Origin of the sequence: Streptomyces sp. NBC_00727 (assembly GCF_045161745.1) — a bacterium.
In the GTDB taxonomy this organism is placed as follows: Bacteria; Actinomycetota; Actinomycetes; order Streptomycetales; family Streptomycetaceae; genus Streptomyces.
Map to the genome: position 1 here is coordinate 932,754 of NZ_CP108981.1, position 25,730 is coordinate 958,483.

The following is a 25,730-nucleotide window of genomic DNA, read 5'->3' on the forward strand; positions in this document are numbered from 1 at the left end:
ACCGGGCGAACCGGTTCCGTCCTCAAACGCCGGACGGGCTTGACTGTGGCGCGAACAGCGCCTCCTGCGCCGCCTCCCGCGCCGCGAGCAACGCCCCCCGGCGGACCGCCGTGCCGCCCAGCAGCCCCGCCCGGACCTCCGTCCGCAGCGGGGACATCGATTTCAGCCGCCCCGAGACCCGGGCGGCCAACGCGCCGCCCCCCGCGTGCCCCACCTCCCCGGAGAGCAGGACCAGCCCCGGGTCGAGGACCGACGCCACCGCGGCCGCGCCCAGCGCGATCCGGTCGGCGGCGGCGTCGAGGAAGCCCTCGCTGTCGCCCTCCCCCGCGAGCGCCGCCCGGACGGCCGCCGCCGCACCGGGCTCCTGGCCCTCCTCCGTAACGGCGATGCCGTAACCGGCGGCCAGTTCACAGAGCGGCACCGAACCCGCCAACGAGTGGAAGCCCCCGTCGCAGTTGACGGCCGAGGGCGTTCCGACCGTGCCCGGCACCGGCAGGAAGCCGATCTCGCCAGCACCGCCCGAGGCCCCCCGGCGCAGCTTCCCGTCGAGCATCACCGCCGCCCCCACCCCGTGGCCGAGCCAGAGCAGGACGAACGTGTCGTGGTCGCGGGCCGCGCCGGCGCGGTGCTCGGCGACGGCGGCGAGGTTCGTCTCGTTCTCGACGAGGACCGTCGCCGGCAGCCGTTCCTGGAGCGCCCGGACCAGGCTGCGGTGCCAGGAGGGCAGGCCGGTGCTGTCCCGCAGCTCGCCCGTCACCGGGTCGATGAGTCCCGGCGCGCCGACGCCGACGCTGTGCAGGGGCGCGCTCCCGGCACTGCGGGCGGTGGCCGCCAGCAGGGCGACGGCCTGCTCGACGGCGTCGTCCCCCTCGGTCTCGCTGCCGATCGGCAGCGTCGCCTCGGCCAGCGTCGCGCCCAGCAGATCCGCGACGACGACGGCGACGCTGTCGGTGCGCACGTCCAGGCCGGCCAGCAGGGCGCGGTCCGCGACGATGCCGTAGAGCCGGGCGTTGGGCCCCCGGCGGTCGGCCCCGGTCTCGCCGACGACATGGATCAGACCCGCGTCCCGGAGGCGTTCGACGAGGTCCGCGACGGTGGGCCGGGAGAGCCCGGTGAGGGTCTTCAACTGGGTGGCCGTCAGGGGGCCGTCCTGCTGGAGATGGCGCAGGGCGAGCCGGTCGTTGATGGCCCGGGCGGTGCTCGGTGATGCGGGCATGCCGGAATCCTTCCAGATCACCGCCGAGCCCGAAGCGCGGGCGGTCTATTTATCAGGCAGGGTTCCTGATAGTTTATCGCCCGCATCGTGGAGAAGGACTCCAGGGGAGGGAAACGGCGGTATGACGACGGAATCCACGGCTACGGTCTTCGGCACCGGCGAGGTGCGGCGGGCCCGGTACGCCGTAGCGGCGGTCTTCACCGTGCACGGGGCGGTGACCGGCAGCTTCGCCACCCGGGTCCCCTGGATCCAGGACCACGCGGGCGTCAGCGCCGGCCAGCTCGGCATCGCCCTCGCGTTCCCCGCGATCGGCGCCTCGGTGGCCATGCCGCTGGCCGGGGCGGTGAGCCACCGCTTCGGCGCGCGGACCGCCCTGCGCGGCCTGCTCGCCCTGTGGACGCTGGCCCTGATCCTGCCCTCACTGGCACCCAACCTGCTCACCCTCTGCGGGGCGCTGTTCGTGTACGGGGCGTCGGCAGGCATGTCCGACGTCGCGATGAACGCGCTCGGGGTCGAGGTGGAGAACCGTCTCGACAAGTCGATCATGTCCGGGCTGCACGGGATGTGGAGCGTGGGCGCCCTGATCGGCTCGGCGGCGGGCACGGTGGCCGCCCATGTGGGCGCGGACGCCCGGCTGCACCACCTGACAGCGGCGCTGGTCCTGACCCTCGTGGGCCTGGCCGCCTGCCAGTGGGTGCTGGACCTGCGCAGCGAGCCGGACGAGGAGCCGCCGCCGCGGTTCGCGCTGCCGCCGAAGTCGGCCCTGGTCATCGGTGCGGTGGGCTTCTGCGCGGTGTTCGCCGAGGGCGCCAGCCTCGACTGGTCGGCGGTCTACCTCCGCGACACGCTGGACAGCTCGGCCGGTCTCGCGGCCGCGTCCACCACCGCGTTCGCGCTGACCATGGCGGTCGCCCGGATCGCCGGCGACCGGATCGTCGACCGCTTCGGCGCCGTGCGCACCGTACGGGCGGGCGGCGTCCTGGCCACGGTCGGCGGGGTCCTGGTGGTCACCGCTCCACATGTGACCCTCGCGATGTGCGGCTTCGGGCTGATGGGGCTCGGGATCGCCGTGGTGGTCCCGCTCGCCTTCGCGGCGGCGGGTCGCAGCGGACCCAGGCCGGCCCAGGCCATCGCGGGCGTCGCCACGATCACGTACACCTCCGGGCTCATCGCCCCGTCGATGATCGGTTCACTGGCCGAGGCGACCTCGCTGGTGGTGTCGTTCGGCCTGGTGTCGGTGCTGGCGTTCGGTCTGGTGCTGGGGGCCGGGGTGCTGCGAGCCGGTGACCGCAAGCCGGTGGCCGGAAGCGCGGTCCGCGACGTACCGGCGGCCGAGCCCCGCCCCTGACCTGCCCCGACTCCGCGAAACCGGCGAACCGGAACGGGTGGGTCCGGCCGGGGGGCGCGAGCCGGGCACCACTACCATGGCGCTGGTCTTTTCCGCGATGAGCGCCGTGTCCCGCCGATACGGGCTCATGCACCTACACACAGGGAGCAACCATGGGCCTCGGCGTGCGCTGGACCTTGCACGGCGACGGCAAGAGCCTCGCACCCGGCGAGGTCGTGAGACCGGACGAGCGGCTCGCCTGGGGGCGCACGGCCGGCCTCGGCGCACAGCACGTCGTCTCCATGATCGGGGCCTGCTTCGTCGCCCCGATCCTGATGGGTCTGGACGCCAACCTGGCCGTCATGGCGTCGGGTGTGGCCACCATCCTCTTCCTCCTCATCACCCGGGGCCGTATCCCCAGCTACCTCGGCAGCAGCCTGTCGTTCATCGGCGTGGCCGCGGTCATCAAGACCCAGGGCGGCGACGCGGCGACCCTCACCGGCGCACTGCTGGCCGTCGGCGCGGTCCTGTTCCTGTGCGGGGCGGTCGTCCGCGCTCTGGGCGCCCGCATCATCCACGCGGTCCTGCCACCGGTGGTCACGGGCGCGGTAGTCATGCTGATCGGGTTCAACCTGGCTCCCGTCACCGCCGGCACGTACTGGCCCCAGGACCAGTGGACGGCGCTGCTCACCATGCTCTTCACGGGCTTCGCCCTCGTCGTGCTGCGCGGCTTCTGGTCCCGCATCGCGATCTTCCTCGGCCTGGCCTTCGGCTACCTGGTCTCCTGGGTCCTCGACCGCGTCTTCGGCAAGATCCACTCCCCCGCCGGAGGAACGGAATCGGTCGACCACTGGCGCCTCGACCTCTCAGGGGTGGGCAAGGCCGACTGGGTCGGCTTTCCCACCTTCCACGCCCCGGGCTTCTCCCTCTCCGCGGTCCTCGTCGCCCTGCCGGTCGTCATCGCGCTCATCGCTGAGAACGCCGGACACGTCAAGGCCGTGGGCGAGATGACCGGCGACCCGCTGGACGACAAGCTCGGAACGGCGATCATGGCCGACGGCGCGGCCACCGTGCTGTCGACGTCCGTCGGCGGTCCTGCCACGACCACGTACGCCGAGAACATCGGCGTCATGGCCGCCACCCGCGTCTACTCGACGGCCGCCTACTGGTGCGCCGCCGGTTTCGCGATCCTGTTCGGGCTCTGCCCCAAGTTCGGTGCCGTCGTGGCCGCCATCCCCGGCGGGGTCCTCGGCGGAATCACCGTCATCCTCTACGGCATGATCGGCCTGCTGGGCGCCCAGATCTGGGTCCGCTCCCGCGTCGACCTGTCCAACCCGCTCCACCTCGTGCCCGTGGCCGCGGGACTCATCGTGGGAATCGGCAACGTCAGCCTGACACTCACCGACAACTTCGAGCTCAGCGGCATCGCGCTGGGAACGCTGATCGTCGTCCTCGGCTACCACGCCCTTCGGGCCCTGGCGCCCGCGCATCTGAAGACCGAGCCCGGGGTTGTCGAGACCCCTGAGAATTAAAGGGCGTTGTTGTAAGCTACGTCACAGAATTTTCCATGAGCTCCGTACAACCATCACGAGTTGAGGCGCCCGCAAGCGCCGCAGCACCCGTTCCGCCGCAAACCCGTTCGGGAGAATCCGGGCGAAACATTCTCAAAGCGCTTGGGATGCGCGAGGGTGACAACGGGTTTGACGTTGTCGGAACGGGGCTTTACATCTTCCGAGCTGCGGTTACCCTCGCCTCCGGGCCCGGCCGATCGCACGCGACTTCGGCAAGTGCCCTCTCCCTGGTTGCGTACGATAATTCCGCACCAATCGCAGGCAGGCTCGGTTGACGCGCGACGACTCAAAGTCGACTGCCACATTGAAGAAGGGCGTTATTCATGGCGCAGTCTCTCGCCGATCTCGCACCGGCAGAAGTGCAGAGGGCCTTGCGCTTCTTCCCCGAGAGCTCGCAGGCCGAGCGCGCGGAGTTGAGCGCCGCGGCGCGGAAACTGCTCGACGTCCATGGTGAGAAGGCGCTCACCGGCCTCCGTCCGGCTGCGCGCGTCATGTGGTACCTCGCTGCCGAGGGGCGTACCGAGGATCTCATCAAGGTGATCAGGTACCAGCGCAAGAACCCGAACACCTTTCACGTGGCAGGCGTCAGGCACCCGCGTCTGGTGCTGCCGGGGCTGCGGAGCCTCGCGCTGCCTGAACGGATAACCACGCTCCAGCCTCGCGACTTGCCGGTGACGGCGCAGCTCACCTCGGTCGACTGGCGAGGCGACGATCTGGTGTGGCGAGGGTACGCGTTTGTCGCGAACCTGCCGCGGCAGTCGGGCCGCGTCATCGGCCGTTCCGCGGTGCTGGAGCACGGCGAGACCGGCCGTCGCATCAAACTGCGCATGCGCCGCACCACGGACAGGCAGGCCACCGCCGCCTCCAAACAGACCATGCACTGCTACGACCAGTCGGGCTTCGAAGTCGTCGTTCCCGCTCGTCGGCTGCACGAGATCGCCGGGCTCGGTGCCGGCCAGTGGTTCCTCTACGTCGGGATACCGGGACCGGGCGGAACCTACGGCGCCCGGGTGCGCCAGCACGACGCGGGCACGGCCGGGCACAACCAGGTGCGTCATCTGGCGGACGGCTCACATCTCGTGGTCGGCTTCACCAAGAACGCCGTGAGTATCACGGTGCGGCAGCCCGCTGTCGAGGTCGAGTCCTGCACTGTCGAGGACGGCGAACTGCGGATCGTCACCAGGGGGCGCGGCGGCGTCGAGGCCCCCACCGCCGTGAGCATCGTCGAAGGCGACAACAGGTTCGACAGCCCGCTCGCTCCCCTGTCCGGTTCGACCGACGCGTTCCGACGCCACCAGGCGGTCTTCAGCCTGGCCCAGCTGGCCGAGAACGACCTGCCGGGAACCAAGAACCGGCAGTTCAAGGTGACCTTGCGCGGAGACGACGGGCAGGGCCAGGACGCGCTCCTCGCCGAGGGCTTCACGACGTCAAGGCATGGGCTCACTCCCGGCCGTGAGCTGGCCATCCACCGCAACGGGCCCGGCAGACTGGTGCTGGCAACGCGAGCCGTACGTCCCGTCGTCGACGCGATGACGGTGACGGAGTCGGGGGAGCTGGTACTCGAGGGCACGTATCCCGGTGAGGCGGCGGCCGGGAAGAAGTTCATCCTGCGGCACGGCGTCCGCTTCGAGGAGAAGGAGCTGCCCGTCGAGCTCGCCGACGGGCGGTTCACACTTCGGATCAATACCGAGGCCGCCCCGCAGACGCACGGCCCCGAGCTGCCCCTGTGCCCCGGTCGCTGGTACCTGTTCTTCCGCGACTCGGACGCCTGGGACAAGTCCGCCGACGTCCCGGTGACCTTGCGTCCGGAACAGGTGCAGGAGCTGCCCATGTCCGTGAGCGGCCCGCAACGCCCCTACACCGTGGACCGCCGCCACTTCGACCGCATCTACATCGAGCCGCAGCGGCTGCTCGGCCCCGATGAGCACAGCGTCTACCGGCAGCGCATACTGCGCGAGACGTACTTCCACGAGCAGCGCAAGCTCCCCTTGCGCGAGGCGGTCCTCTACATAAGCTTCTCTGGCAAGCAGTTCTCGGATTCCCCGCGGGCGGTCTACGAGGAGCTGGTGCGCCGAGGGGTCGAGGTCGAGCACATCTGGACCCAGGACGCGGGGCTGCCCGAGATGCCGCCGGAAGCGACTTTGGTGGGCCGGGGCACCCGCGAGTGGTTCGAGGCACTGGCACGCAGCCGCTACGTCGTCGTCAACACGCCGGTGGGTGACTGGTTCGTCACCCGCCCCGGGCAACAGGTCGTACAGACCTGGCACGGCACGCCGCTGAAGAAGCTCGGTAAGGACCAGCTCGGCTCTCCCTCGGCGAGTCCCGCCTATATTGCCGGCCTGCCGCACAGCTATCGGCAGTTCGACTTCGTGGTGTCGCCGAACGCGTACACCACGGAGATCATGCGCAGGGCGTACTCCATCGAGGGCGACCTGCTCGAGAGCGGCTATCCGCGCAACGACGTCTTCCACGCCCCCGACCGTGACGCGCGGGCCGCGCGGGTCAGGGAGCGGCTCGGCCTGCCCGAGGGCAAGAAGGTGGTGCTCTACGCTCCCACCTGGCGGGAGGACCAGCGGCACGCGAACAAGATGTACAAACTCGATCTGCGGATCGACCTGGCCGCGGCCCAGGCCGAACTCGGTCACGACCACGTGCTGCTCTTCCGCAAGCACCCCAGGGTCCATGACAGCGTGCCGGGCGCCGGCCAGGGCTTCGTGTGGGATGTCACCCGCTACCCGGACATCGCCGATCTGTACCTCGTCGCCGATGTCCTGATCACCGACTACTCCTCGGTGCTCTTCGACTTCGCGCACTCGGGCAGGCCGATGCTGTTCTTCACCTACGACCTGGAGCACTACCGGGACTCGCTGCGTGGCCTGTACTTCGACCTCACCACCCGGGCGCCCGGCCCGCTGCTGAAGACCTCCGAAGAGCTGGTCAAGGCCCTGCGCGACGTCGAGGCCGTCGAAGCGGAGTACCGGGAGAAGTACGCGCAGTTCAAGAGGGACTTCTGCGAGCCCGGGGACGGCCTCGCGACCGCGCGGGTCGTGGACCGGCTGCTCGTCGGCGGACCGCACGCCGCAGCCCCGACCGACGGCTGAGCGCTGTACGTGCCCGAACCCCCGGCCACGGGCTCGTGGCCGGGGGTTCGGCTCAGTCCTCGGGAAGTTCCACCGGCGCCAGCTCGTCGAAGCGGTCGCCGGGGCCGGGGTTGGTCGCGTCGGTCGTGCCGCCGAAGTGGGTCATGACGCCCCACACGGCGTTCAGCGCGGTCTGCACGGCCCCCTCGGCCCAGCCGGCCGTCCAGGAGATGTCGTCACCCGCCAGGAACAGGCCCCGCTTGTCGGCGGGCAGCCGGTCCTGCATGAAGTGGGTGAACAGCCGCCGCTGATAGCGGTAGTGGCCGGGCAGGTTGGCCTTGAACGCACCCATGAACCAGGGCTCGTTCTCCCAGGACACGGTGACCGGGTTGCCGGTGATGTGGCTGCGGATGTCGACGTTCGGATAGATCTCGCCGAGCGACTTCAGCATGACGTCCATGCGCTCGGTCGCCGAGAGCGGCAGCCACTTCAGGCTGTCGTCGCACCAGGTGTACGAGAGGCAGATGCTGGCCGGCCGGTCCGGCCCGTCGTCCAGCAGATACGTGCCCCGGGTCATCCGGTCGGTCAGCGTCATCGACATGGTGTCGCGCCCGGTGACCTCGTCCTTGTCCAGCCAGAAGGGCCGGTCGACGGGCACGAACAGCTTGGACGACTCCATGTAGTGGGTGCGCTCCATCGCCGTCCAGTGGTCGATCGGGAAGAGCGCGTCGTCGCAGGCGATCTTGGAGAGCAGCAGCCAGGACTGGCCGGTGAACACGGCCGCCCGGAAGGTGCGGATGTCGCCGGAGGCGTCGGTGACGGTGATCCGGTTGCCGGCCGTGCGGTTGAGCCGGGTGACCGCGCCGCGCGGCTCGCCGCCGTGCAGCGAGGACAGCGAGGTGCCGAGCGGCCAGTGCACGGTCTTCTGCGGCTCGCGCTCCCACAGGCGCACCGGGAGCTGCTGGCTGCCGCCGACGATGGAGCGGTGGTGGTCGTCGGCCTCGGTGTAGACGACGCGCAGGATCTCCAGGATGGAGTTGGGGAAGTCGGTGTCCCAGCCGCCGGTGCCGAAGCCGACCTGGCCGAAGATCTCGCGGTGCCGGAACGACTTGAAGGCGTCGGAGTCGCAGAGGAAGCCGTAGAAGGTCTGGTTGTCGAGCTTCTCGACGAGCCGGGACCAGATCTCCCTGATCCGGGGGACGTCGCGCTCGCGCATCGCCCGGTTCATGTCGGAGAAGTCGGCGCCCTCCTCCAGGCAGGCGTTCCAGGCGTCCATCACATCGCGGTAGACCTGCGGGAGTTCGTCGATGGTCCGGGCGTAGTGCGACTCGCCCTTGAGGTCGACGACGGTGGAGGGCGTGGCCGGGCAGAGCGGGTTGGGGAACGCCTTCGTCTCCAGGCCGACGAGGTCGATGTAGTGCTGGAGGGCGGTCGAGGAGGGCGGGAAGCGCATCGCGCCCATCTCGGCGGTGAGCGGTTCGCCGTCCGTGGCGCAGCCCTCGAACTCGACGGTGCGCAGCCGTCCGCCGATGCGGTCGGCCTCGTAGACGACCGGCTTCAGGCCCATCTTCATCAGTTCGTACGCGGTGATGATGCCGGAGAGCCCGCCGCCGATGACGGCCACCTCGGTGCCGTGCTCGGTCGCCGGTATCTGGCCGAGGCCCGCCGGGTGGGCGAGGAAGTCGTCGTACGCGTACGGGAAGTCCGGCCCGAACATGGTGATCGGTGGGGCCGCTTCCTCGGTGTGCTGGACGGCGGGGGGCACGGCGGTCATGGGGTACGGGCTCCTTGCGGGAAAGGCGAAGACGTGACGGGGGCGGGCGGGCTCAGACGAGGGAGCCGTACAGGCCGGGGCGGCGGTCGCGCAGATACGGGTTGGCTGCCCGGGAGGCGGCCAGCAGGGCGGGGTCGACGTCGGCGGTGACGAGTTCCCCGCCACGTCCCGCACGGGCGCGGACCGTGCCGTCGGGTCCGGCCAGGCAGCTCAGCCCGGTGAAGTCGAACTCGCCTTCCGGGCCGGTCCGGTTGACGTACGCGATGTACAGCTGGCTCTCGAAGGCGCGGACCGGGACGAGGGATTCGGCGACGAACGAGAAGGGGTGCATCAGCGCGGTCGGGACCAGCAGGAGATCGGTGCCGGCCAGGGCGTGCGCCCGTACGTTCTCCGGGAACTCGACGTCGTAGCAGGTCAGCAGGCCGATGCGGATGCCGTCCAGCTCCGCCTGGACCACGGGCTGCCCGCCGGGGGCGAACCAGCGCTGCTCGAAGTCGCCGAAGAGGTGGGTCTTGCGGTAGTTGGCGAGCGCGGTGCCGTCGGGGCCGATGAGCTGCGCGGAGTTGTACAGGGTGTCGCCCTCGCGCTCGGGGTAGCCGTAGTGGACGGCGATCTCGTGCCGCACGGCGATCTCGGCGACGGCGCGGGCGGCGGGCCCGTCGGCGGCCTCGGCCAGCCGGGGGACGTCGTCACCGATGGCGTACCCGGTCAGGTACAGCTCGGGGCAGACGAGGAGCCGGGCGCCGGTGGCGGCGGCGCGGCGCGCGGCGTCCGCCAGCAGCTCGACGGAGCCGGCCACCGAGCCGGGGCGTCCGGAGCTCTGGAGCAGGGCGGTGCGCAACGGCGGCATGGCTGACCTCGGTCGATACGGGCGGGGCGGGGACGTAGAAACGGTACGTTCAGCCGTTCGGCCCGGACAAGGCGCGACCGTTGCGCATCGACCGCCGATCCGTTGCGCGGTTCGGGCGGGGCACGGCGATTCATTGCGCGAGGACCACCCCAGCCCGTCCGGCGTTTGAGGACGGAACCCTCGCCGGAGGACCGGGCTCACCCCCACGCGCGAGGGCTACCCCGGCGACCCGGACGAATACCGCCGCAACAGCGGCGAAAGCACCAGCACGGACTTCGTCCGCTCCACATACGGCTCGCCGGCGATCCGCTCCAGGACCTGCTCGAAGTGCCGCATGTCCGCCGCGAAGACCTGGACGAGCGCGTCCGCGTCGCCGGTGACCGTGGACGCGGAGGCGACCTCGGGATAACGGGCGAGGCCCTGCTTGATCGAATCCGGTGAGGTGTTGCGGCTGCAGTAGATCTCGATGTACCCCTCGGTCTCCCAGCCGAGCGCCGCCGGGTCGACCCGCACGGTGAACCCGGTGATGGCGCCCTCGGCGCGCAGCCGGTCCACGCGGCGTTTCACGGCGGGCGCGGACAGGCCGATGATCGAGCCGATGTCGGCGTAGGAGCGGCGGGCGTCCTCGGCCAGGGCGTGGACGATGCGTTCGTCGAGGTCGTTCAGTCGCACGTCGTACGGGTCACTTCTCTGCGGGAGCACGGGCGGAGCCGGGCATGACGATGCCGGGGGACGGTGTGCCGCCCCCCGGCAGTAGACCACGGGTCAGGACCGGTCCGGCGGATCAGGGCCGGACAGCGCCTGAACGCCCCCTAGCTCCAGCTGGCGTGCAGCGGCTTGCCCTCCGCGTAGCCGGCGGCGCTCTGGACGCCGACGACGGCCTTCTCGGCGAACTCGGCGAGGGAGGCCGCGCCCGCGTAGGTGCAGGAGGATCGGACGCCCGCGATGATCGAGTCGATCAGGTCCTCGACGCCGGGGCGCGCGGGGTCCAGGAACATCCGCGAGGTGGAGATGCCCTCCTCGAAGAGCGCCTTGCGGGCGCGGTCGTACGCGGACTCGTCGGAGGTGCGGTTCTTCACGGCGCGCGCGGACGCCATGCCGAAGGACTCCTTGTAGAAGCGGCCGTCGGCGCTCTGCTGGAGGTCGCCCGGGGACTCGTACGTGCCGGCGAACCAGGAGCCGATCATCACGTTGGACGCGCCGGCCGCGAGCGCCATGGCGACGTCGCGCGGGTGGCGGACCCCGCCGTCGGCCCAGACGTGCTTGCCGTACTTCTTCGCCTCGGCGGCGCACTCGAGGACGGCGGAGAACTGGGGCCGGCCCACGCCGGTCATCATCCGGGTGGTGCACATGGCGCCGGGTCCGACGCCGACCTTGATGACGTCCGCGCCGGCCTCGATGAGGTCGCGCACGCCCTCGGCGGCGACGATGTTGCCCGCCACGATCGGCACCTGCGGGTCCAGTGCCCGGACCGCGCGCACGGCGCTGATCATGGACTCCTGGTGGCCGTGCGCGGTGTCCACGACGAGGGTGTCGACGCCGGCGTCGAGGAGCTGCTTGGCCTTGCCGGCCACATCGCCGTTGATGCCGACGGCGGCGGCGATCCGCAGCTTGCCGGCCGCGTCGGTGGCCGGGGTGTAGAGCGTGGCGCGCAGGGCGGCCTTGCGGGTGAGGATGCCGACGAGGCGGCCGTCCGCGTCGACGGCGGGGGCGAGCTTGCGGTTGGCGCCGTCGAGCTTGTTGAAGGCGTCGCGCGGGTCGATGTCCGCGTCCAGCAGGACCAGGTCCTTGGACATGACCTCGGAGAGCTGGGTGAAGCGGTCCACGCCGGTCAGGTCGTGGTCGGTGACCACGCCGACGGGGCGGCGCTCGGCGTCGACGACGACCCCGGCGCCGTGCGCGCGCTTGTGCAGCAGGGACAGCCCGTCGGCGACGGTCTGGCCCGGGGACAGCTCGATGGGGGTGTCGAGGACCAGGTGGCGTGTCTTCACCCAGGAGACGACCTCGGTGACGACCTCGATCGGGATGTCCTGCGGGATGACGACGAGGCCGCCGCGGCGGGCAACGGTCTCGGCCATCCGGCGGCCCGCGATCGCGGTCATGTTCGCGACGACCAGCGGGATGGTGGTGCCACTGCCGTCGGGCGAGGAGAGGTCGACGGCCTGGCGCGATCCGACCGCCGACCGGCCCGGGACCATGAAGACGTCGTCGTACGTGAGGTCGTACGGGACCGAGGAGGACTCTGTGTAGCGACCGGTGCCGGGCTCAAGAAAACGCATAACACTCATTTTTTCATACGAAATGGCGCAGGTCGCTTCAACGAAGACACAGCAAATGACTCCCGCCCTCGTACGTTCCTACGAAGGACCGCTGCGGGAGTCCCGGGCAAGTGCAACCTGCCTTGCCCACAGACCTTACCCGAACAGCTTTCAACCATTCCCGATCATCTGCCCTGGACCTGGTGACAGGGGGTCAGGTAGCTTCAAACCCGCAGGTCCCGTGGGTCACCACTGCGCCCCGGAGGAACGGACGGAGCATGCTCAACTTCCGTCACCCGTACGACCGGAGAGGATCACGACCCGCCCGTGGAGAACGAACTGCCGGACATCTACTGCCCGTTCCCCCAGCGGACGAACCCGCACGTCGCACACGTACGGGAACATCTGGACGCCTGGACCCGCAACACCGGTCTGGTGCACCGCGATTCGGCCAGGGAGCGCTTCGAGCAGGCGGACTTCGGGGCGTTCGTCGGGATGGTCTACCCGACCGCCGACAGTGAGAACCTCGACCTCGTCGCCGACTGGTTCGTCTGGCTCTTCCTCGTCGACGACCAGCTCGACGACGGCCACCTCGGGCGCAGCCCCGAGCGGGTGCGGGACGTCGTCGCCCTGATGCTGGCCGTCGTCGAGGGCACCCGCACCGGCGTCATGGAGAACGAGGAGCTGCCCGCCGCCGTGGTCGCCCTCATGGACCTGTGGCAACGTACGACGCCGACCGCGGCGGTGCACTGGCGGCGCCGGTTCGCCTGGCACCTGAAGAAGTACCTCACCACCGCCACCACCTGGGAGGCCGGGAACCGGGCGGCGGGCGTGGTGCCGTCGGAGGAGCTGTACATAGAGAAGCGCCGCCACACCGGCGCGATCATCGTCTGCATGGACCTGATAGAGATCGTCGCGGGCATCGAGGCACCCTCGTCGATCCACAACGACCCCCGGTTCATCACCGCGCTGGAGGCGTCCTGCAACCACGTCTGCTGGGCCAATGACGTGTACTCGTACGAGAAGGAACAGGTGCTCGGCGAGATCCACAACCTGGTCCACCTGGCCCGCCACCACCGTGGCTACGGCAAGCAGCAGGCGCTTGAGCACGTCTGCGCGGAGATCGCCGTCGAGACGGAGCGCTTCCTGAAGGCGGAGTCCGAGCTGCTGGAGGCCTATCCGCAGCTGACGCCGATGCTGGAGCCGTACCTCGACGGCATGCGCAGCTGGATGCGCGGCAACCTCGACTGGTCCCGGCAGACGCCCCGCTACAACCCGGCCGACGTCAGCCAGTACGAGCAGCCCGAGCAGTACCTGGAGGCCACGGTGCTGGGCGTGTCCCAGGACTGAGTACCGGCCGTACGGGAAGAGGGGCGAGCGGCCTGTGACCGCTCGCCCCTCTCCCGTGTGCCCGTACGGTCAGTCGCCGTCCGGGTCCGCGCGCTCCAGGGCCGGCCGGCGCGGGGCCGCGGACTCCGTCAGCAGGTAGTCGGCGGCGGCGGTGTCCGTGACCAGGCTGGTGACCAGGCCGGACCGCAGCACCGCGCCGATCGCGGCGGCCTTGCGCTGCCCGCCCGCGATGGCCACCACCTCGGGAATCCGGCGCAGCCGGTCCGTCTCGACGGTGATGCACCGCTCGCCGAGGTCCCGGCCGACCCGGCGGCCCTCCGCGTCGAACAGGTGGGCCGACATCTCGGCGGCGACGCCGAGCGAGGCGTAGTGCCGGCGCTCCTCGTCGGAGAGCATGTCGTGCACGGTCGAGATCCCGGGCTCCCAGGAACCGATGGAGACGGCCGCGACCGTCACCTTGTCGAAGTAGTCGAAGGCGCGGGCGATCCCCGTCTGGTGGCGCAGCGCGGCGGCCGTCGCCGGGTCCGGCAGCAGCATCGGCGCGTAGATCGGGTGGGCCTCGCCGCCGGAGACCTGGGCGGCGCGCCGCACGGCCTCCACCGAACCGCGCTCGGCGGTGCCGGCGTCGTACACCCCGGTGAGCTGCACGACCGTGCACGGGGGCAGCCGGTCGAGGGCGGCGGCCATGTGGATGGTGGAGCGGCCCCAGGCGAGTCCGAGCACATCGCCCTCGGTCACCAGTTCGCCGAGCAGGTCGGCCGCGACCTCGCCGAGGTTCTCCGGGTCCGCGGCGTCGTCCTGCTCCTCCGCCGGGGACTCGACGACGACCGCGTGGCGCAGACCGTAGCGGGCGCGGAGCGCGTCGGAGCGCTCGGCGTCCAGCTCGGCCGGGACACGGATCTCGATCCGTACGAGGTCACGCTCCAGAGCGGTCTCCAGGACGCGGGCCACCTTGAAACGGCTGACGCCGAACTCCTCGGCGATCTGGATCTTGGACTTGCCCTCGAGGTAGAAGCGGCGGGCCATGGCCGCCGCCTGCACCAGCTCCGCGGGCCCCATCCGCAGGGCGGACCGGCCCGCCGACATTGCAGACACCGCGTTCTCCTCACTGCTGTTCACGCTCTTGATACGCCGTTCATCCTGTCAGATACGGCGATCCCTGACCGGTCCCGTCGGACCCCGTTCATCTGCCCTTGGCCCGGACGACCTCCTGCTCGCGCGCCCGCACCGCCGCGACCTCAGTGCGCGCAGGCCCAGCCGGCCGAGCCGATGGCCCCGTCGGCCTTGGCGCGCAGGGCCCGCACCGCGGCGGCCGGGTCCTCGGCGCCGTACACGGCGGAGCCCGCGACGAAGACGTCGGCGCCCGCCTCGGCGCACCGCTCGATGGTGGACTCGGAGACCCCGCCATCGACCTGGAGCCACAGGTCGAGGCCGTGCTTGGAGATCAGCTCACGGGTGCGGCGGATCTTCGGCAGCATGATGTCCAGGAACGCCTGGCCGCCGAAGCCCGGCTCCACCGTCATGATCAGCAGCATGTCGAGCTCGGGGAGCAGGTCCTCGTACGGCTCGATGGGCGTCGCCGGCCTGAGCGCCATGGAGGCGCGGGCGCCCTTGGCGCGGATCTCGCGGGCCAGCCGCACCGGAGCGGCGGCGGCCTCGGCGTGGAAGGTGACCGACCCGGCCCCCGCCTCGACGTACTGCGGTGCCCAGCGGTCCGCGTCCTCGATCATCAGGTGGCAGTCCAGCGGCGTGTCCGTGGCCCTGCTGAGCGATTCCACGATCGGAACGCCGAGGGTCAGATTGGGCACGAAGTGGTTGTCCATGACATCGACATGGAGCCAGTCGGCACCTTCGACGGCCTTCGCCTCCTCGGCGAGGCGCGCGAAGTCGGCGGAGAGAATACTCGGGTTGATCTGGGCCATGGGCCAAGCCTGCCATGTTCTGCGTCACTTCCCCGCTTCGGTGCGCTCCAAAGCCTCACGGGATCATTACGGTTCGCGCATTCCCGGCGTTTCGCGGTGTTTCGCCCCGGCGCGGGGGTCTGCGGTCAGCCGGTACGGCGGAGGAGAGCCAGGTACATGGCGTCGGTGCCGTGCAGATGCGGCCAGAGCTGCACGTCGGGTCCGTCGCCCAGTGCGGGCACCCCGGGCATCAGCGGGCGGGCGTCGATCCACTCGGCCTCGACGGGCGCCCCACCGCGTCCCTTGAGCACGTCCTCGACGACGACCCGGGTCTCCGCGAGGTGCGGCGAGCAGGTCGCGTACCCGACGACACCGCCGACGCGTACGGCCTTCAGCGCCTCGCGCAGCAGTCCGCGCTGGAGGGGCGCGAAGCCCTCCAGGTCCTCCTTGCGGCGGCGCCAGCGGGCCTCCGGGCGGCGGCGGAGCGCGCCGAGGCCGGAGCAGGGCACGTCCATGAGGACGCGGTCGAAGGTCTCGGGCCCCCACGGCGGGCGGGTGCCGTCGGCGGTGACCACCTGGTACGGGCCTGGGTTGCCGGCCAGGGCGCGCTCCACGAGGCGTGCGCGGTGCGGCTGCTTCTCGGCGGCCAGCAGGGCGGCGCCGCGGCCCGCCGCGAGGGCGGCGAGCAGGGCGGCCTTGCCGCCGGGGCCCGCGCAGCCGTCCAGCCACCGGGTGTCGCTGCCCTCAAGCGGCGCGGCCGCGAGAGCCGCCGCGACGAGCTGGCTGCCCTCGTCCTGGACCCCGGCCCGGCCGTCACGCACGGCGGTCAGGGCGCCGGGCTCGCCGCCCTCGGCCATCCGCACGGCGTACGGCGACCAGCGGCCGGGCAGCGCGTTCTCCTCGCCGAGCTCCTCGGTGAGTTCGGCGGTGGTGGAGCGGCCGGGGCGGGCGACGAGGGTGACCTCGGGGCGCTCGTTGTCCGCTTCGAGCAGGTCCTCGATGCCGGCCCGGCCGCCGCCGAGCGCGTCCCAGAGCGCCGAGACGACCCAGCGCGGGTGCGAGTGGACGACCGCGAGGTGGTCCTCGGCGTCGTCCTCGTACGAGGGGGCCACCTTCGCCACCCAGCCGTCGAGGTCGTCGGCGGAGACCTTGCGCAGCACCGCGTTGACGAACTTGGCGCGCCCCTCCCCCAGCACCACCCGGGCCAGCTCCACGCTCGCGGAGACCGCCGCGTGGGTCGGGATACGGGTGCCGAGCAGCTGGTGCACGCCCATGTTCAGCACGTCCAGGACCGGCGGGTCGACCTCGCGCAGCGGCCGGTCGATGCAGGCGGCGACGATCGCGTCGTACGTCCCCTGGCGGCGCAGCGTCCCGTAGACCAGCTCGGTCGCCAGGGCCGCGTCCCGGTGGTCGAAGTCGCCCTTGGCGCGGGCCTTCTTCAGCAGCGGCGGCAGGACGAGGTTCGCGTACGCGTCGCGCTCGTCGACGGCCCGCAGGACCTCGAAGGCGAGGAAGCGGACCGGGTCCTTCTGGGGGCGGCGGTGCGGCTTGGCGGGACGGCGACGCGGCTGGTCGTTCACGTGAAAGGTGCTCCGCTGGAGGTGAGAGGACGAACCCTCCCAGCCTACGTCCCCGTCCCGGGCCTCAGTTCCCGAGCAGCTCGCCGGGGGCGATACGGACCCCGCGCGCCCAGTCCGCGGCGCGCATCGGCTTCTTGCCCTGCGGCTGCACCCAGAGCAGCTCGACCGCGTGCGACCCGGTGCCGGCGAACACGTTGTTCTTGCCCACCGACAGCTCACCGGGCGCGAGCTCGGACCGGTCCACGGCGGGGGTCGCCTGGACCAGCTTCAGGCGCTCGCCCCGGAACAGCGTCCAGGCGCCGGGGGCGGGCGTGCAGCCGCGGACGACGCGGTCGACGCGCAGGGCGGGCGCGGACCACTGGACCTCGGCGTCCTCGACGGTGATCTTGGGGGCGAGCGTGACCCCGTCGGCGGGCTGCTCCACGGCGTGCAGGGCGCCGTCCTCGATGCCGTCCATGGTCGCGGCGAGCAGCCCGGCACCGGCGAACGCCAGCCGGGTCAGCAGGTCGCCGCTGGTGTCGGTCGCGCGGACCTCCTCGGTGAGGACGCCGTAGACCGGCCCGGAGTCGAGCCCCTCCTCGATGAGGAAGGTGGAGGCGCCGGTCACCTCGTCGCCGGCCATCACCGCGTGCTGCACGGGGGCCGCGCCGCGCCAGGCGGGCAGCAGCGAGAAGTGCAGGTTGACCCAGCCCCTGGCCGGGATGTCGAGCGCCACCTTGGGCAGCAGCGCGCCGTAGGCGACGACCGGGCAGCAGTCCGGCGCGATCTCCCGCAGCCGCGCGAGGAAGTCCTCGTCCCGGGGCCTGGCGGGCTTCAGCACCTCGATCCCGGCCTCCTCGGCACGCTGGGCGACCGGGCTGGCCACCAGCCGCCGGCCACGCCCCGCGGGCGCGTCGGGCCTCGTCACGACGGCGGCCACCTCGTGGCGGTCGGAGGCGATCAGGGCGTCCAGGGCGGGAACGGCTACCTCGGGGGTGCCGGCGAAGACGAGCTTCATGGGTGGCTGACTGCCTCTCAGGCCGGACTCTCAGGCCGAAACGTTACGGTGACGAGCAACGCACAAGTCTATGGGGCCGGGACCCGGGGGGCGTACGCGTAGTTGCGCGCCCCTCGCACGTGCTCATACGCCCCCTGAGCGTGACCAGATCCCCGGGTGCGGCGTTGGTCAAGAGAGATTGACCGAAGCGAGCCGCCCTGGTGCGGCCCGATCCCTTTCAACGCCGGTTCGAGAGGCTTCTTCATGGCCGACCACGCAACCCACGACGCCCAAGCGCGGGCCAGCCTGCACCTCCTGGTGCGGGACATCGAGCGGGTCCGGCGGCAGGTGGACGCACTGCGCACGCTCACCGCACAGCTGGGCAACGTCTACCGTCCGCGCCGCTCCGGCCCGTCCGCGGGCTTCGTCGTCTACGGGAGGGCCCCGGCCCCCACGGTCAGACTGGCCCAGGAACTGCGGGACAGCGTCGAGACGCTGGTCACGGCGGCCGTGGACTTCGACCGCTCGCTGGGCTTCTCCTGGGACGCGGTCGGCTCCGCGCTCGGGGTCACCAAACAGGCCGTCCACCGCCGCTACGGCGCCCGGCGGACCACCCCCCAGCCGACGGCGGCCGACGCCGCGGAGGTCGTCCCCCAACGCGCCCCCACCGTCCCGGCCGCCCGCACCCCGCAGCCCCCCGCGGACCGCCCCAACCCGTTCCCGGGCCCGCGCAACGGCTGACCCACAGGCGAGTGGGCCGCCCCCGTCGCGCCCGCGAGGGGGGCGGCGCACTCACGCCCCGGCCACGGCCGCCCCACCCAACCGCGCCCACCCAGCCCATCCAGCCCCTCCGCCGCTTGAGGACAAGCCCCCCGCCGACACACACCCGCCCCACAAACGCACGCCCGCACAACCAAACCCGCCCAGCCCATCCAGCCCCTCCGCCGCTTGAGGACAAGCCCCCGCCCGACACACACCCGCACCCACCAACGCACGCCCGCACAACCAAACCCGCCCAGCCCATCCAGCCCCTCCGCCGCTTGAGGACAAGCCCCCGCCCGACACACACCCGCACCCACCAACGCACGCCCGCACAACCAAGCCCGTCCGGCCCATCCAGCCCGTCCGGCGCTTGAGGACAGGACCCCGCCCGACACACACCCGCACCCACCAACGCACGCCCGCACAACCAAGCCCGTCCGGCGCTTGAGGACAAAACGCCGAGCGGCACGCGCCCGCACCCGCACCCGCACCCGGCAACGCCCTCAGCCGATGTCCACCGGATCCACCCGCACCCGCACCCCACCCCCGCCGCGCGCCACGCGCGCCACGCGCAACGCCCCGGCCAACGCCGCCCCGCTCCCCGGCGGCACCCGCACCAACGCCCGCTCCCAGACCTCCCCCACCGGCGCCTCGAACGCCCGCCGGGGCCGCCCGGGCTCCGCGGCCGGCACCGGCACCGGCCCCAGCACCTCCGCGTCCGAAGGCAACTCGGCCCCGGCGAGGAACGCCGCCAGCGCCTCCGGCGCCCCCGTCACCGACGCCATCCGGGACACCGGCGGAAAGCCCAGCTCGGCCCGCTCCGCGAGCTCCCGCCGGGCGTGCCCCACGGGGTCCCAGCGGACCAGCGCCTGCACCGGCCGCAGCGTCGGCTCCGCGACGACGACCACCGTGCCGCCCTCGGGCCGCCCCCGGACCAGCGCGGCGGCGGCCGTCCAGCGGCGCAGCGCCTCCTCACCGGCGCGCAGGTCGGGCCGGCCGACCATCGCCCAGCCGTCCAGCAGCAGCGCGGCCGCGTAACCGGCCTCGGCGACCGGCTCGGCGCCAGGCGTGCTGACGACGAGCGCGGGCTGGTCCGGCACCGAGTCGAGGACATGGTCGCGCCCGGAGGTCCGGACCGGCACGGCCGGGAACGCCCGGCCCAGCTCCTCCGCCGTGCGCCGGGCGCCGACGATCTGGGCGCGCAGCCGCCGCCCGCCGCAGGCCACGCAGTGCCAGGAGGTCTCGGCCCGCCCGCACCAGGCGCAGTTCAGGTCCTGCTGGTCGGGCGCCTCCAGCGGCCCCGCGCACTGCCGGCACCGGGCGGCCTCCCGGCAGCGCTCGCAGGCGAGCCGGGGGGCGTAACCCCGGCGGGGCACCTGGACCAGCACCGGACCGGTGCGCAGCCCGTCCCGGACGGTCTGCCAGGCGAGGCTGGGCAGCCGGGCGGCCCGCGCCGCCCCGTCCCGCGCGAGTTCGCCGTCGCCCACGGTACGGATGACCGGCGCCGCGGCCCGCAGCTGCTCCCGGCCGGCGCGCAGGGGCAGCGCCCAGCCGCTCTCGACGAGCTGGGCGGCCTCCACGGTGCAGCTGAGGGCGCCGAGCAGGAAGGCGCACCGCCCGTGCGTGGCCCGCAGCTCCAGGACCTCGCGGACGTGCGGGAAGGGGGCGCGGTCGTCGCTGTGGCTGGAGTCGCCGTCGTCCCAGACGACGACGAGCCCGAGGTCGGCGACGGGCGCGAACATCGCGGCCCTGGTCCCCACCACCGCCCGGACGGACCCGCGCCGCACGGCGAGCCATTCCCGGTAGCGCCGGCCGGGCCCGGAGCCGGCGGTGAGCAGCGCGTGCCGCCCCTCGCCGAGCAGGGCGGTGAGCGCGGCGTCGACCCGGGCGGCGGCCCGCCCGTCGGGGACGACGACGAGGGCGCCCCGCCCGGAGGACAGGGTCGCGGCGACGGCCGTGGCGATCTCGGCGGGCCAGTGCGGTCCGGGCAGCGCGGTCCACACGGCCCTGGGAGCGCCCCCGGTGGCCAGCGCGGACAGGAAGGCGGGCCCCTGCTCGTACCGCTCCCAGCTGCCGGTAACGGGCCGCGCGGGGGCGGGCAGGGGTGCGGGCGACGGCTTGGACTCGGCCTGCGCGTTGCGCGGGGGGACGGCGAGCTGAAGGACGTCCGCGAGGCTGCCCGCGTACCGGTCGGCGACGGCGCGGGCGAGGGCGAGGAGGTCCGGGCCGAGGACCGGCTCCGGGGAGACGACGGAGGCGAGCGCGGCGAGCGCCCCGTTGTAGTCGGACTCGGCCAGCCGCTCGATGAGGAAGCCGTCGATGAGACCGCCGCCCTCGCGCCGGCCGCCGCGCACGTTGCGGCCCCCGGCACCGAACCGGACCCGTACCCGCACCCCGGGCTGCGCGTCGGCGTCCAGCTCCTCGGGGACGGCGTAGTCGAAGTACTGGTCGAGGTGGAGCGCGCCCTTGTTGACGAGGACGCGGGCGACGGGCAGCTCCTCGGCGAGGGCGGCCCCGCGCCAGGTGCGCGGTTTGGCGCGCGGCACGTCCGCCCGGCGCACGGTCTCCCGGATCAGCGCAAGCTGTTCCGGCGCCCCGGGCCCGGGCTCGTCGGACCGCTCGTTCTCGCTGCTCACAGCTCCATCCCTACCAGACGCCTCGGACAACGGCGCCCGTCCTCCCCCGCAACCCCCGGGCATCGGAACGCCGGAGCCCGGACACCGTAACGGCGTCCGGGCTCCGGCGGGAAACTGCCTGGGCCGTCCCTACAGACCGGCGGCGGCGCGCAGCGCGTCCACCCGGTCCGTGCGCTCCCACGTGAAGTCGGGCAGCTCGCGGCCGAAGTGGCCGTACGCGGCGGTCTGGGCGTAGATCGGGCGCAGCAGGTCGAGGTCGCGGATGATCGCGGCCGGGCGGAGGTCGAAGACCTCGCCGATGGCGTGCTCGATCTTCTCGGTCTCGATCGCGGCGGTGCCGAAGGTCTCGACGAAGAGGCCCACCGGCTCGGCCTTGCCGATCGCGTACGCGACCTGGACCTCGCAGCGGGCCGCGAGGCCGGCGGCGACGACGTTCTTGGCGACCCAGCGCATCGCGTAGGCGGCCGAGCGGTCCACCTTCGACGGGTCCTTGCCGGAGAAGGCACCGCCGCCGTGGCGGGCCATGCCGCCGTAGGTGTCGATGATGATCTTGCGACCGGTCAGGCCGGCGTCGCCCATCGGGCCGCCGATCTCGAAGCGGCCGGTCGGGTTGACGAGGAGGCGGTAGCCCTCGGTGTCGAGCTTGATGCCGTCCTCGATGAGCTGGTTCAGCACGTGCTCGACGACGAACTCGCGGATGTCGGGCGCGAGCAGCGAGTCGAGGTCGATGTCGCTGGCGTGCTGCGAGGAGACGACGACGGTGTCGAGACGGACGGCCTTGTCACCGTCGTACTCGATGGTGACCTGGGTCTTGCCGTCGGGGCGCAGGTACGGGATGGTCCCGTTCTTGCGGACCTCGGACAGACGGCGGGAGAGCCGGTGCGCGAGGTAGATCGGCAGCGGCATGAGCTCGGGGGTCTCGTCGCAGGCGTAGCCGAACATCAGGCCCTGGTCGCCGGCGCCCTGCTTGTCGAGCTCGTCCTCATCGCCCTCGACGCGCTTCTCGTAGGCGGTGTCGACGCCCTGCGCGATGTCCGGGGACTGCGCGCCGATGGACACCGAGACGCCGCAGGAGGCGCCGTCGAAGCCCTTCTTGGAGGAGTCGTAGCCGATCTCCAGGACCTTGTTGCGGACCAGCGTCGGAATGTCGGCGTAGGCCTTGGTCGTGACCTCACCCGCGACGTGCACGAGACCGGTGGTGATCAGGGTCTCGACGGCGACGCGGGAGGACGGGTCCTCGCGCAGGAGCGCGTCGAGAATGGTGTCGCTGATCTGGTCGGCGATCTTGTCGGGGTGGCCCTCGGTCACGGACTCCGAGGTGAAGAGACGGCGGGACACATCGCTCCCTGGGGTTGCAGCGGCTGCTGGCTGATCATTGGCCGGACGGTCCGGGAGCTGCGCCCGGGCACGGTCCGGAGTGCAGTTTATCGGTCGGGCCGGGGCGCCGGACAACGTGTCTCGCCCTTTGGCCGTGCTGTGACGTGTCCCACCAGGGCCGGAAGGCCCCGGAAGCCCGCCGCCCGCACGGTCCGCGCCCGTGTCGCACGGGTCGTGCCGGCCCCGGCGTGTCACCGGAAATTCATCCGAGGCGGGCCGAAACGAGGTCCCAGACCGTGTCGGCGAGCGCCTCCTTGGGCCCGTGGGGCACCGGTGTCTCGGTCCCGTCGGCGGCGAGCACCACGGCCTCGTTCTCCTCGGAACCGAAGGTCTTGCGCTCCCCCACCTCGTTGACCACCAGCAGGTCGCAGCCCTTGCGGCGCAGCTTCTCGCGGCCGTTGGCGAGCACGTCGTCGGTCTCGGCGGCGAAGCCGACGACGATCTGCGCGGGCGTGGCGCGCTCGGCGGCGACCTCGGCGAGGATGTCCGGGTTGCGGACGAGGCTGATGGGGGCGGGCTCCTGGCCGTCCTTCTTCTTGATCTTGCCGGTGACGTACTGGGCGGGCCGGAAGTCGGCGACGGCGGCGGCCATGACCACGACGTCGGCGTCCCGGGCCGCCTTCAGCACGGCCTCGCGCAGCTGGATCGCGGTGCCGGTGTGGACGACGTCGGCGCCGGACGGGTCGGGCAGTCCGGTGTTGGCCTCGACGAGGGTGACCCGGGCGCCCCGGGCGACGGCGGTGCGGGCGAGCGCGTAACCCTGCTTGCCGGAGGAGCGGTTGCCGAGGTAGCGGACGGGGTCGAGGGGCTCCCTCGTACCGCCGGCGCTGATCACCACGTGACGGCCCGCCAGGTCGGGGGCGGCCGTGCCGCGGGCGAGTACCCGGCGGCAGACCTCGAAGATCTCGCCCGGGTCGGGGAGCCGGCCCTTGCCGGTGTCGACGCCGGTGAGGCGGCCGACGGCTGGCTCGATGACGACGGCGCCGCGGCGGCGCAGGGTCGCGACGTTCTCCTGGGTGGCGGGGTGCTCCCACATCTCAGTGTGCATCGCCGGGGCGAAGACGACCGGGCAGCGGGCGGTGAGCAGGGTGTTGGTGAGCAGGTCGTCGGCGAGTCCGTGGGCGGCCTTGGCCAGCATGTCGGCGGTGGCCGGGGCGACGACGACGAGGTCGGCGTGCTGCCCGATCCGTACGTGGGGCACCTCGTGGACGTCGTTCCAGACCTCGGTGGAGACGGGGTGGCCGGAGAGCGCCGACCAGGTGGCCGCGCCGACGAAGTTCAGGGCGGACTCGGTGGGGACGACCCGTACGTCGTGGCCGGACTCGGTCAGCCGGCGCAGCAGCTCGCACGCCTTGTACGCGGCGATGCCGCCGCTGACCCCCAGAACGACCTTCGGCTTGTCCACTGCGTCTCCCCGCACTCGGTTACGCACCCTGCGTACGTACGCCTCCATGCTGCCTCACGGGTACGCGCGCCGGACGGTCGGCCCGGAGACACACCCCGGGCCCGGCGGATGTCCGCCGGGCCCGGGGTGAAGGTGCGTCGTCGCTGCTTACTGCGCGGGGCCCTCGATGGCCTCGGACGTCAGCAGGCCCGCGTTGATCTCGCGGAGCGCGATCGAGAGCGGCTTCTCGTGCACGTGGGTGTCGACGAGCGGACCGACGTACTCGAGGAGGCCCTCACCGAGCTGCGAGTAGTACGCGTTGATCTGGCGCGCGCGCTTGGCGGCGTAGATCACGAGGCTGTACTTCGAGTCGGTTGCTTCGAGGAGCTCATCAATCGGCGGGTTGATGATGCCCTCGGGCGTGGTGATGGAAGAGGACACGCTCTGCCTTCCGAAGGGGATGAAGATCAAAGAAATCTTTGACAGTCAGGGGCTTTGTTGCCGCGGCCCCCGCCGCCGGTGGTCACTCGCCGCCGGCACGGTGGCCGGAAGCCTCCAGCATCAAGGCTAGCAGCTCACGTGCCACATCCTCGACGGAGGTGTTGACGAGCGTCGTATCGAACTCCGATTCGGCGGCCAGCTCGATCTTGGCGGCGCCGAGCCGCCGTTCGATCACCTCGGGCGCCTCGGTCCCCCGGCCGGTGAGCCGGCGCACCAGCTCCTCCCAGCTCGGCGGGGCGAGGAAGACCAGCCGGGCGTCGGCCATGGACTTGCGGACCAGCCGGGCGCCCTGGAGGTCGATCTCCAGGAGCACCGGCTCCCCCGCCTCCAGCCGCTCCTGCACGGCGCGGCGCGGGGTGCCGTAGCGGTTGCCGGCGAACTCGGCCCACTCCAGCAGCTCGCCGTTGGCGATGAGCTTGTCGAACTCCCCGTCGTCCACGAAGAAGTAGTGGACGCCGTTGCGTTCGCCGGGGCGGGGCTTGCGGGTCGTCGCCGACACCGAGAGCCACACCTCGGGGTGGACCTTGCGCATATGCGCGACGACCGTGCTCTTGCCGACCCCCGAGGGGCCGGAGAGCACGGTCAGCCGCGGACGTACGTCCGGGGGTACGGGGGACGTCCCCCGGGATGTTGCAGCCATGAAGCGATTATCCAGCTTCTCAGGGGTGCCTGAGAACGTCAGGCGGCGCTGCCGCCGAACTCACGCTCCAGGGATGCGATCTGGTTGGAGCCAAGTCCCCGCACGCGGCGGCTCTCGGAGATGCCGAGCCGCTCCATGATCTGCTTGGCACGGACCTTGCCCACACCGGGCAGGGACTCCAGCAGGGCGGAGACCTTCATCTTGCCGATGACGTCGTTCTCCTGGCCCGACTTGATGACCTCATGGAGGGAGGCACCGGAGTGCTTGAGTCGATTCTTGACCTCGGCCCGCTCCCGGCGAGCCGCGGCGGCCTTTTCGAGCGCGGCTGCGCGCTGTTCAGGGGTAAGGGGCGGAAGAGCCACGCCTACGTCACCTCGGATGTCGATCTGTCGGATACGGACCGGTGAGGCAGCGGGATCGCCGCTCACCTGGTGAGCCGCGAACAACCTGTGCTCGTCGGCCCTCGACGGAGACTAGCGGCCAAGGCCGCCGGAGTCAGCGAGAACAGACGAAAAGTCCTGGTCAGCCTCTGCCGACCAGGACTTTT

General features: G+C 72.0%; 20 protein-coding genes. 5 read left to right on the plus strand and 15 right to left on the minus strand.

The window, feature by feature from the left end; all coding sequences use genetic code 11:
* Positions 1–22: 22 nt before the first annotated feature.
* A complete protein-coding gene (locus tag OG242_RS03925; protein ID WP_405896811.1) occupies positions 23–1,216 on the minus strand; it encodes an ROK family transcriptional regulator in 1,194 nt (397 codons plus the stop codon).
* Positions 1,217–1,337: 121 nt separating this feature from the next.
* Here OG242_RS03925 and OG242_RS03930 point away from each other — a divergent pair, with 121 nt between their 5' ends.
* The 3 genes from OG242_RS03930 (at position 1,338) to OG242_RS03940 (ending at position 7,215) form a co-directional block, all read left to right on the plus strand.
* Entirely contained in the window at positions 1,338–2,564 is a 1,227-nt protein-coding gene (locus tag OG242_RS03930; RefSeq protein WP_405896812.1) for an MFS transporter, read from the plus strand.
* 152 nt (positions 2,565–2,716) lie between these two features.
* Positions 2,717–4,075, plus strand: coding sequence for a uracil-xanthine permease family protein (locus OG242_RS03935; protein WP_405896813.1), 1,359 nt, complete (start codon positions 2,717–2,719; stop codon positions 4,073–4,075).
* A gap of 362 nt (positions 4,076–4,437) precedes the next feature.
* Complete coding sequence (locus OG242_RS03940) at positions 4,438–7,215, plus strand: CDP-glycerol glycerophosphotransferase family protein (protein WP_405896814.1); 2,778 nt, start codon at positions 4,438–4,440, stop codon at positions 7,213–7,215.
* Positions 7,216–7,267: 52 nt separating this feature from the next.
* On the opposite strand, the gene OG242_RS03945 is transcribed toward OG242_RS03940, so the two are convergent.
* From OG242_RS03945 to OG242_RS03960, 4 genes are all read right to left on the minus strand, one after another.
* The gene (locus tag OG242_RS03945; RefSeq protein ID WP_405896815.1) at positions 7,268–8,968 is read right to left on the minus strand and encodes a flavin monoamine oxidase family protein; all 1,701 of its coding nucleotides are present in this window, start codon (positions 8,966–8,968) and stop codon (positions 7,268–7,270) included.
* Positions 8,969–9,020: 52 nt separating this feature from the next.
* On the minus strand, positions 9,021–9,818 hold the full coding sequence (locus OG242_RS03950) for a carbon-nitrogen hydrolase family protein (protein WP_405896816.1): 798 nt from the start codon (positions 9,816–9,818) through the stop codon (positions 9,021–9,023).
* Between the two features lie 216 nt (positions 9,819–10,034).
* Positions 10,035–10,490 (minus strand): Lrp/AsnC family transcriptional regulator, encoded by a 456-nt coding sequence (locus tag OG242_RS03955; protein ID WP_093709736.1) that lies wholly within the window; start codon positions 10,488–10,490, stop codon positions 10,035–10,037.
* Positions 10,491–10,630: 140 nt separating this feature from the next.
* On the minus strand, positions 10,631–12,097 hold the full coding sequence (locus tag OG242_RS03960; RefSeq protein WP_405896817.1) for a GuaB1 family IMP dehydrogenase-related protein: 1,467 nt from the start codon (positions 12,095–12,097) through the stop codon (positions 10,631–10,633).
* Between the two features lie 306 nt (positions 12,098–12,403).
* Between OG242_RS03960 and OG242_RS03965 the strand changes: the two genes are divergently transcribed.
* Entirely contained in the window at positions 12,404–13,426 is a 1,023-nt protein-coding gene (locus tag OG242_RS03965) for a terpene cyclase (RefSeq protein WP_405896818.1), read from the plus strand.
* Between the two features lie 69 nt (positions 13,427–13,495).
* On the opposite strand, the gene OG242_RS03970 is transcribed toward OG242_RS03965, so the two are convergent.
* From OG242_RS03970 to fmt, 4 genes are all read right to left on the minus strand, one after another.
* Positions 13,496–14,512: a sugar-binding transcriptional regulator gene (locus OG242_RS03970; protein WP_405901499.1), complete on the minus strand. Its 1,017-nt coding sequence runs from the start codon at positions 14,510–14,512 to the stop codon at positions 13,496–13,498.
* Positions 14,513–14,664: 152 nt separating this feature from the next.
* Positions 14,665–15,348, minus strand: a complete 684-nt coding sequence (rpe, locus tag OG242_RS03975) for a ribulose-phosphate 3-epimerase (protein WP_405896819.1) — start codon at positions 15,346–15,348, stop codon at positions 14,665–14,667.
* A 125-nt stretch (positions 15,349–15,473) separates the two neighbouring features.
* Positions 15,474–16,907: an RsmB/NOP family class I SAM-dependent RNA methyltransferase gene (locus OG242_RS03980; RefSeq protein ID WP_405896820.1), complete on the minus strand. Its 1,434-nt coding sequence runs from the start codon at positions 16,905–16,907 to the stop codon at positions 15,474–15,476.
* 64 nt (positions 16,908–16,971) lie between these two features.
* On the minus strand, positions 16,972–17,904 hold the full coding sequence (gene fmt / locus OG242_RS03985; protein ID WP_405896821.1) for a methionyl-tRNA formyltransferase: 933 nt from the start codon (positions 17,902–17,904) through the stop codon (positions 16,972–16,974).
* Between the two features lie 243 nt (positions 17,905–18,147).
* Here fmt and OG242_RS03990 point away from each other — a divergent pair, with 243 nt between their 5' ends.
* On the plus strand, positions 18,148–18,624 hold the full coding sequence (locus OG242_RS03990) for a hypothetical protein (protein WP_405896822.1): 477 nt from the start codon (positions 18,148–18,150) through the stop codon (positions 18,622–18,624).
* Between the two features lie 524 nt (positions 18,625–19,148).
* On the opposite strand, the gene OG242_RS03995 is transcribed toward OG242_RS03990, so the two are convergent.
* From OG242_RS03995 to OG242_RS04020, 6 genes are all read right to left on the minus strand, one after another.
* Complete coding sequence (locus OG242_RS03995) at positions 19,149–21,281, minus strand: primosomal protein N' (RefSeq protein WP_405896823.1); 2,133 nt, start codon at positions 21,279–21,281, stop codon at positions 19,149–19,151.
* 129 nt (positions 21,282–21,410) lie between these two features.
* Positions 21,411–22,619: a methionine adenosyltransferase gene (gene metK / locus OG242_RS04000; protein ID WP_164640913.1), complete on the minus strand. Its 1,209-nt coding sequence runs from the start codon at positions 22,617–22,619 to the stop codon at positions 21,411–21,413.
* 241 nt (positions 22,620–22,860) lie between these two features.
* The gene (gene coaBC / locus OG242_RS04005) at positions 22,861–24,063 is read right to left on the minus strand and encodes a bifunctional phosphopantothenoylcysteine decarboxylase/phosphopantothenate--cysteine ligase CoaBC (protein ID WP_405896824.1); all 1,203 of its coding nucleotides are present in this window, start codon (positions 24,061–24,063) and stop codon (positions 22,861–22,863) included.
* 147 nt (positions 24,064–24,210) lie between these two features.
* Entirely contained in the window at positions 24,211–24,483 is a 273-nt protein-coding gene (gene rpoZ, locus OG242_RS04010; RefSeq protein ID WP_003970369.1) for a DNA-directed RNA polymerase subunit omega, read from the minus strand.
* Between the two features lie 82 nt (positions 24,484–24,565).
* Positions 24,566–25,183, minus strand: coding sequence for a guanylate kinase (gmk, locus tag OG242_RS04015; RefSeq protein ID WP_405896825.1), 618 nt, complete (start codon positions 25,181–25,183; stop codon positions 24,566–24,568).
* 38 nt (positions 25,184–25,221) lie between these two features.
* Positions 25,222–25,545 (minus strand): integration host factor, encoded by a 324-nt coding sequence (locus tag OG242_RS04020; protein ID WP_018524251.1) that lies wholly within the window; start codon positions 25,543–25,545, stop codon positions 25,222–25,224.
* Positions 25,546–25,730 lie beyond the last annotated feature (185 nt).

Bases quoted from the DNA above. Each gene is read 5' to 3' on its own strand.
- OG242_RS03925 (WP_405896811.1), bottom strand. From the start codon at position 1,216: ATGCCCGCATCACCGAGCACCGCCCGGGCCATCAACGACCGGCTCGCC.
- OG242_RS03930 (WP_405896812.1), top strand. From the start codon at position 1,338: ATGACGACGGAATCCACGGCTACGGTCTTCGGCACCGGCGAGGTGCGG.
- OG242_RS03935 (WP_405896813.1), top strand. From the start codon at position 2,717: ATGGGCCTCGGCGTGCGCTGGACCTTGCACGGCGACGGCAAGAGCCTC.
- OG242_RS03940 (WP_405896814.1), top strand. From the start codon at position 4,438: ATGGCGCAGTCTCTCGCCGATCTCGCACCGGCAGAAGTGCAGAGGGCC.
- OG242_RS03945 (WP_405896815.1), bottom strand. From the start codon at position 8,968: ATGACCGCCGTGCCCCCCGCCGTCCAGCACACCGAGGAAGCGGCCCCA.
- OG242_RS03950 (WP_405896816.1), bottom strand. From the start codon at position 9,818: ATGCCGCCGTTGCGCACCGCCCTGCTCCAGAGCTCCGGACGCCCCGGC.
- OG242_RS03960 (WP_405896817.1), bottom strand. From the start codon at position 12,097: ATGCGTTTTCTTGAGCCCGGCACCGGTCGCTACACAGAGTCCTCCTCG.
- OG242_RS03970 (WP_405901499.1), bottom strand. From the start codon at position 14,512: ATGTCGGCGGGCCGGTCCGCCCTGCGGATGGGGCCCGCGGAGCTGGTG.
- rpe (WP_405896819.1), bottom strand. From the start codon at position 15,348: ATGGCCCAGATCAACCCGAGTATTCTCTCCGCCGACTTCGCGCGCCTC.
- fmt (WP_405896821.1), bottom strand. From the start codon at position 17,904: ATGAAGCTCGTCTTCGCCGGCACCCCCGAGGTAGCCGTTCCCGCCCTG.
- OG242_RS03990 (WP_405896822.1), top strand. From the start codon at position 18,148: ATGGCCGACCACGCAACCCACGACGCCCAAGCGCGGGCCAGCCTGCAC.
- gmk (WP_405896825.1), bottom strand. From the start codon at position 25,183: ATGGCTGCAACATCCCGGGGGACGTCCCCCGTACCCCCGGACGTACGT.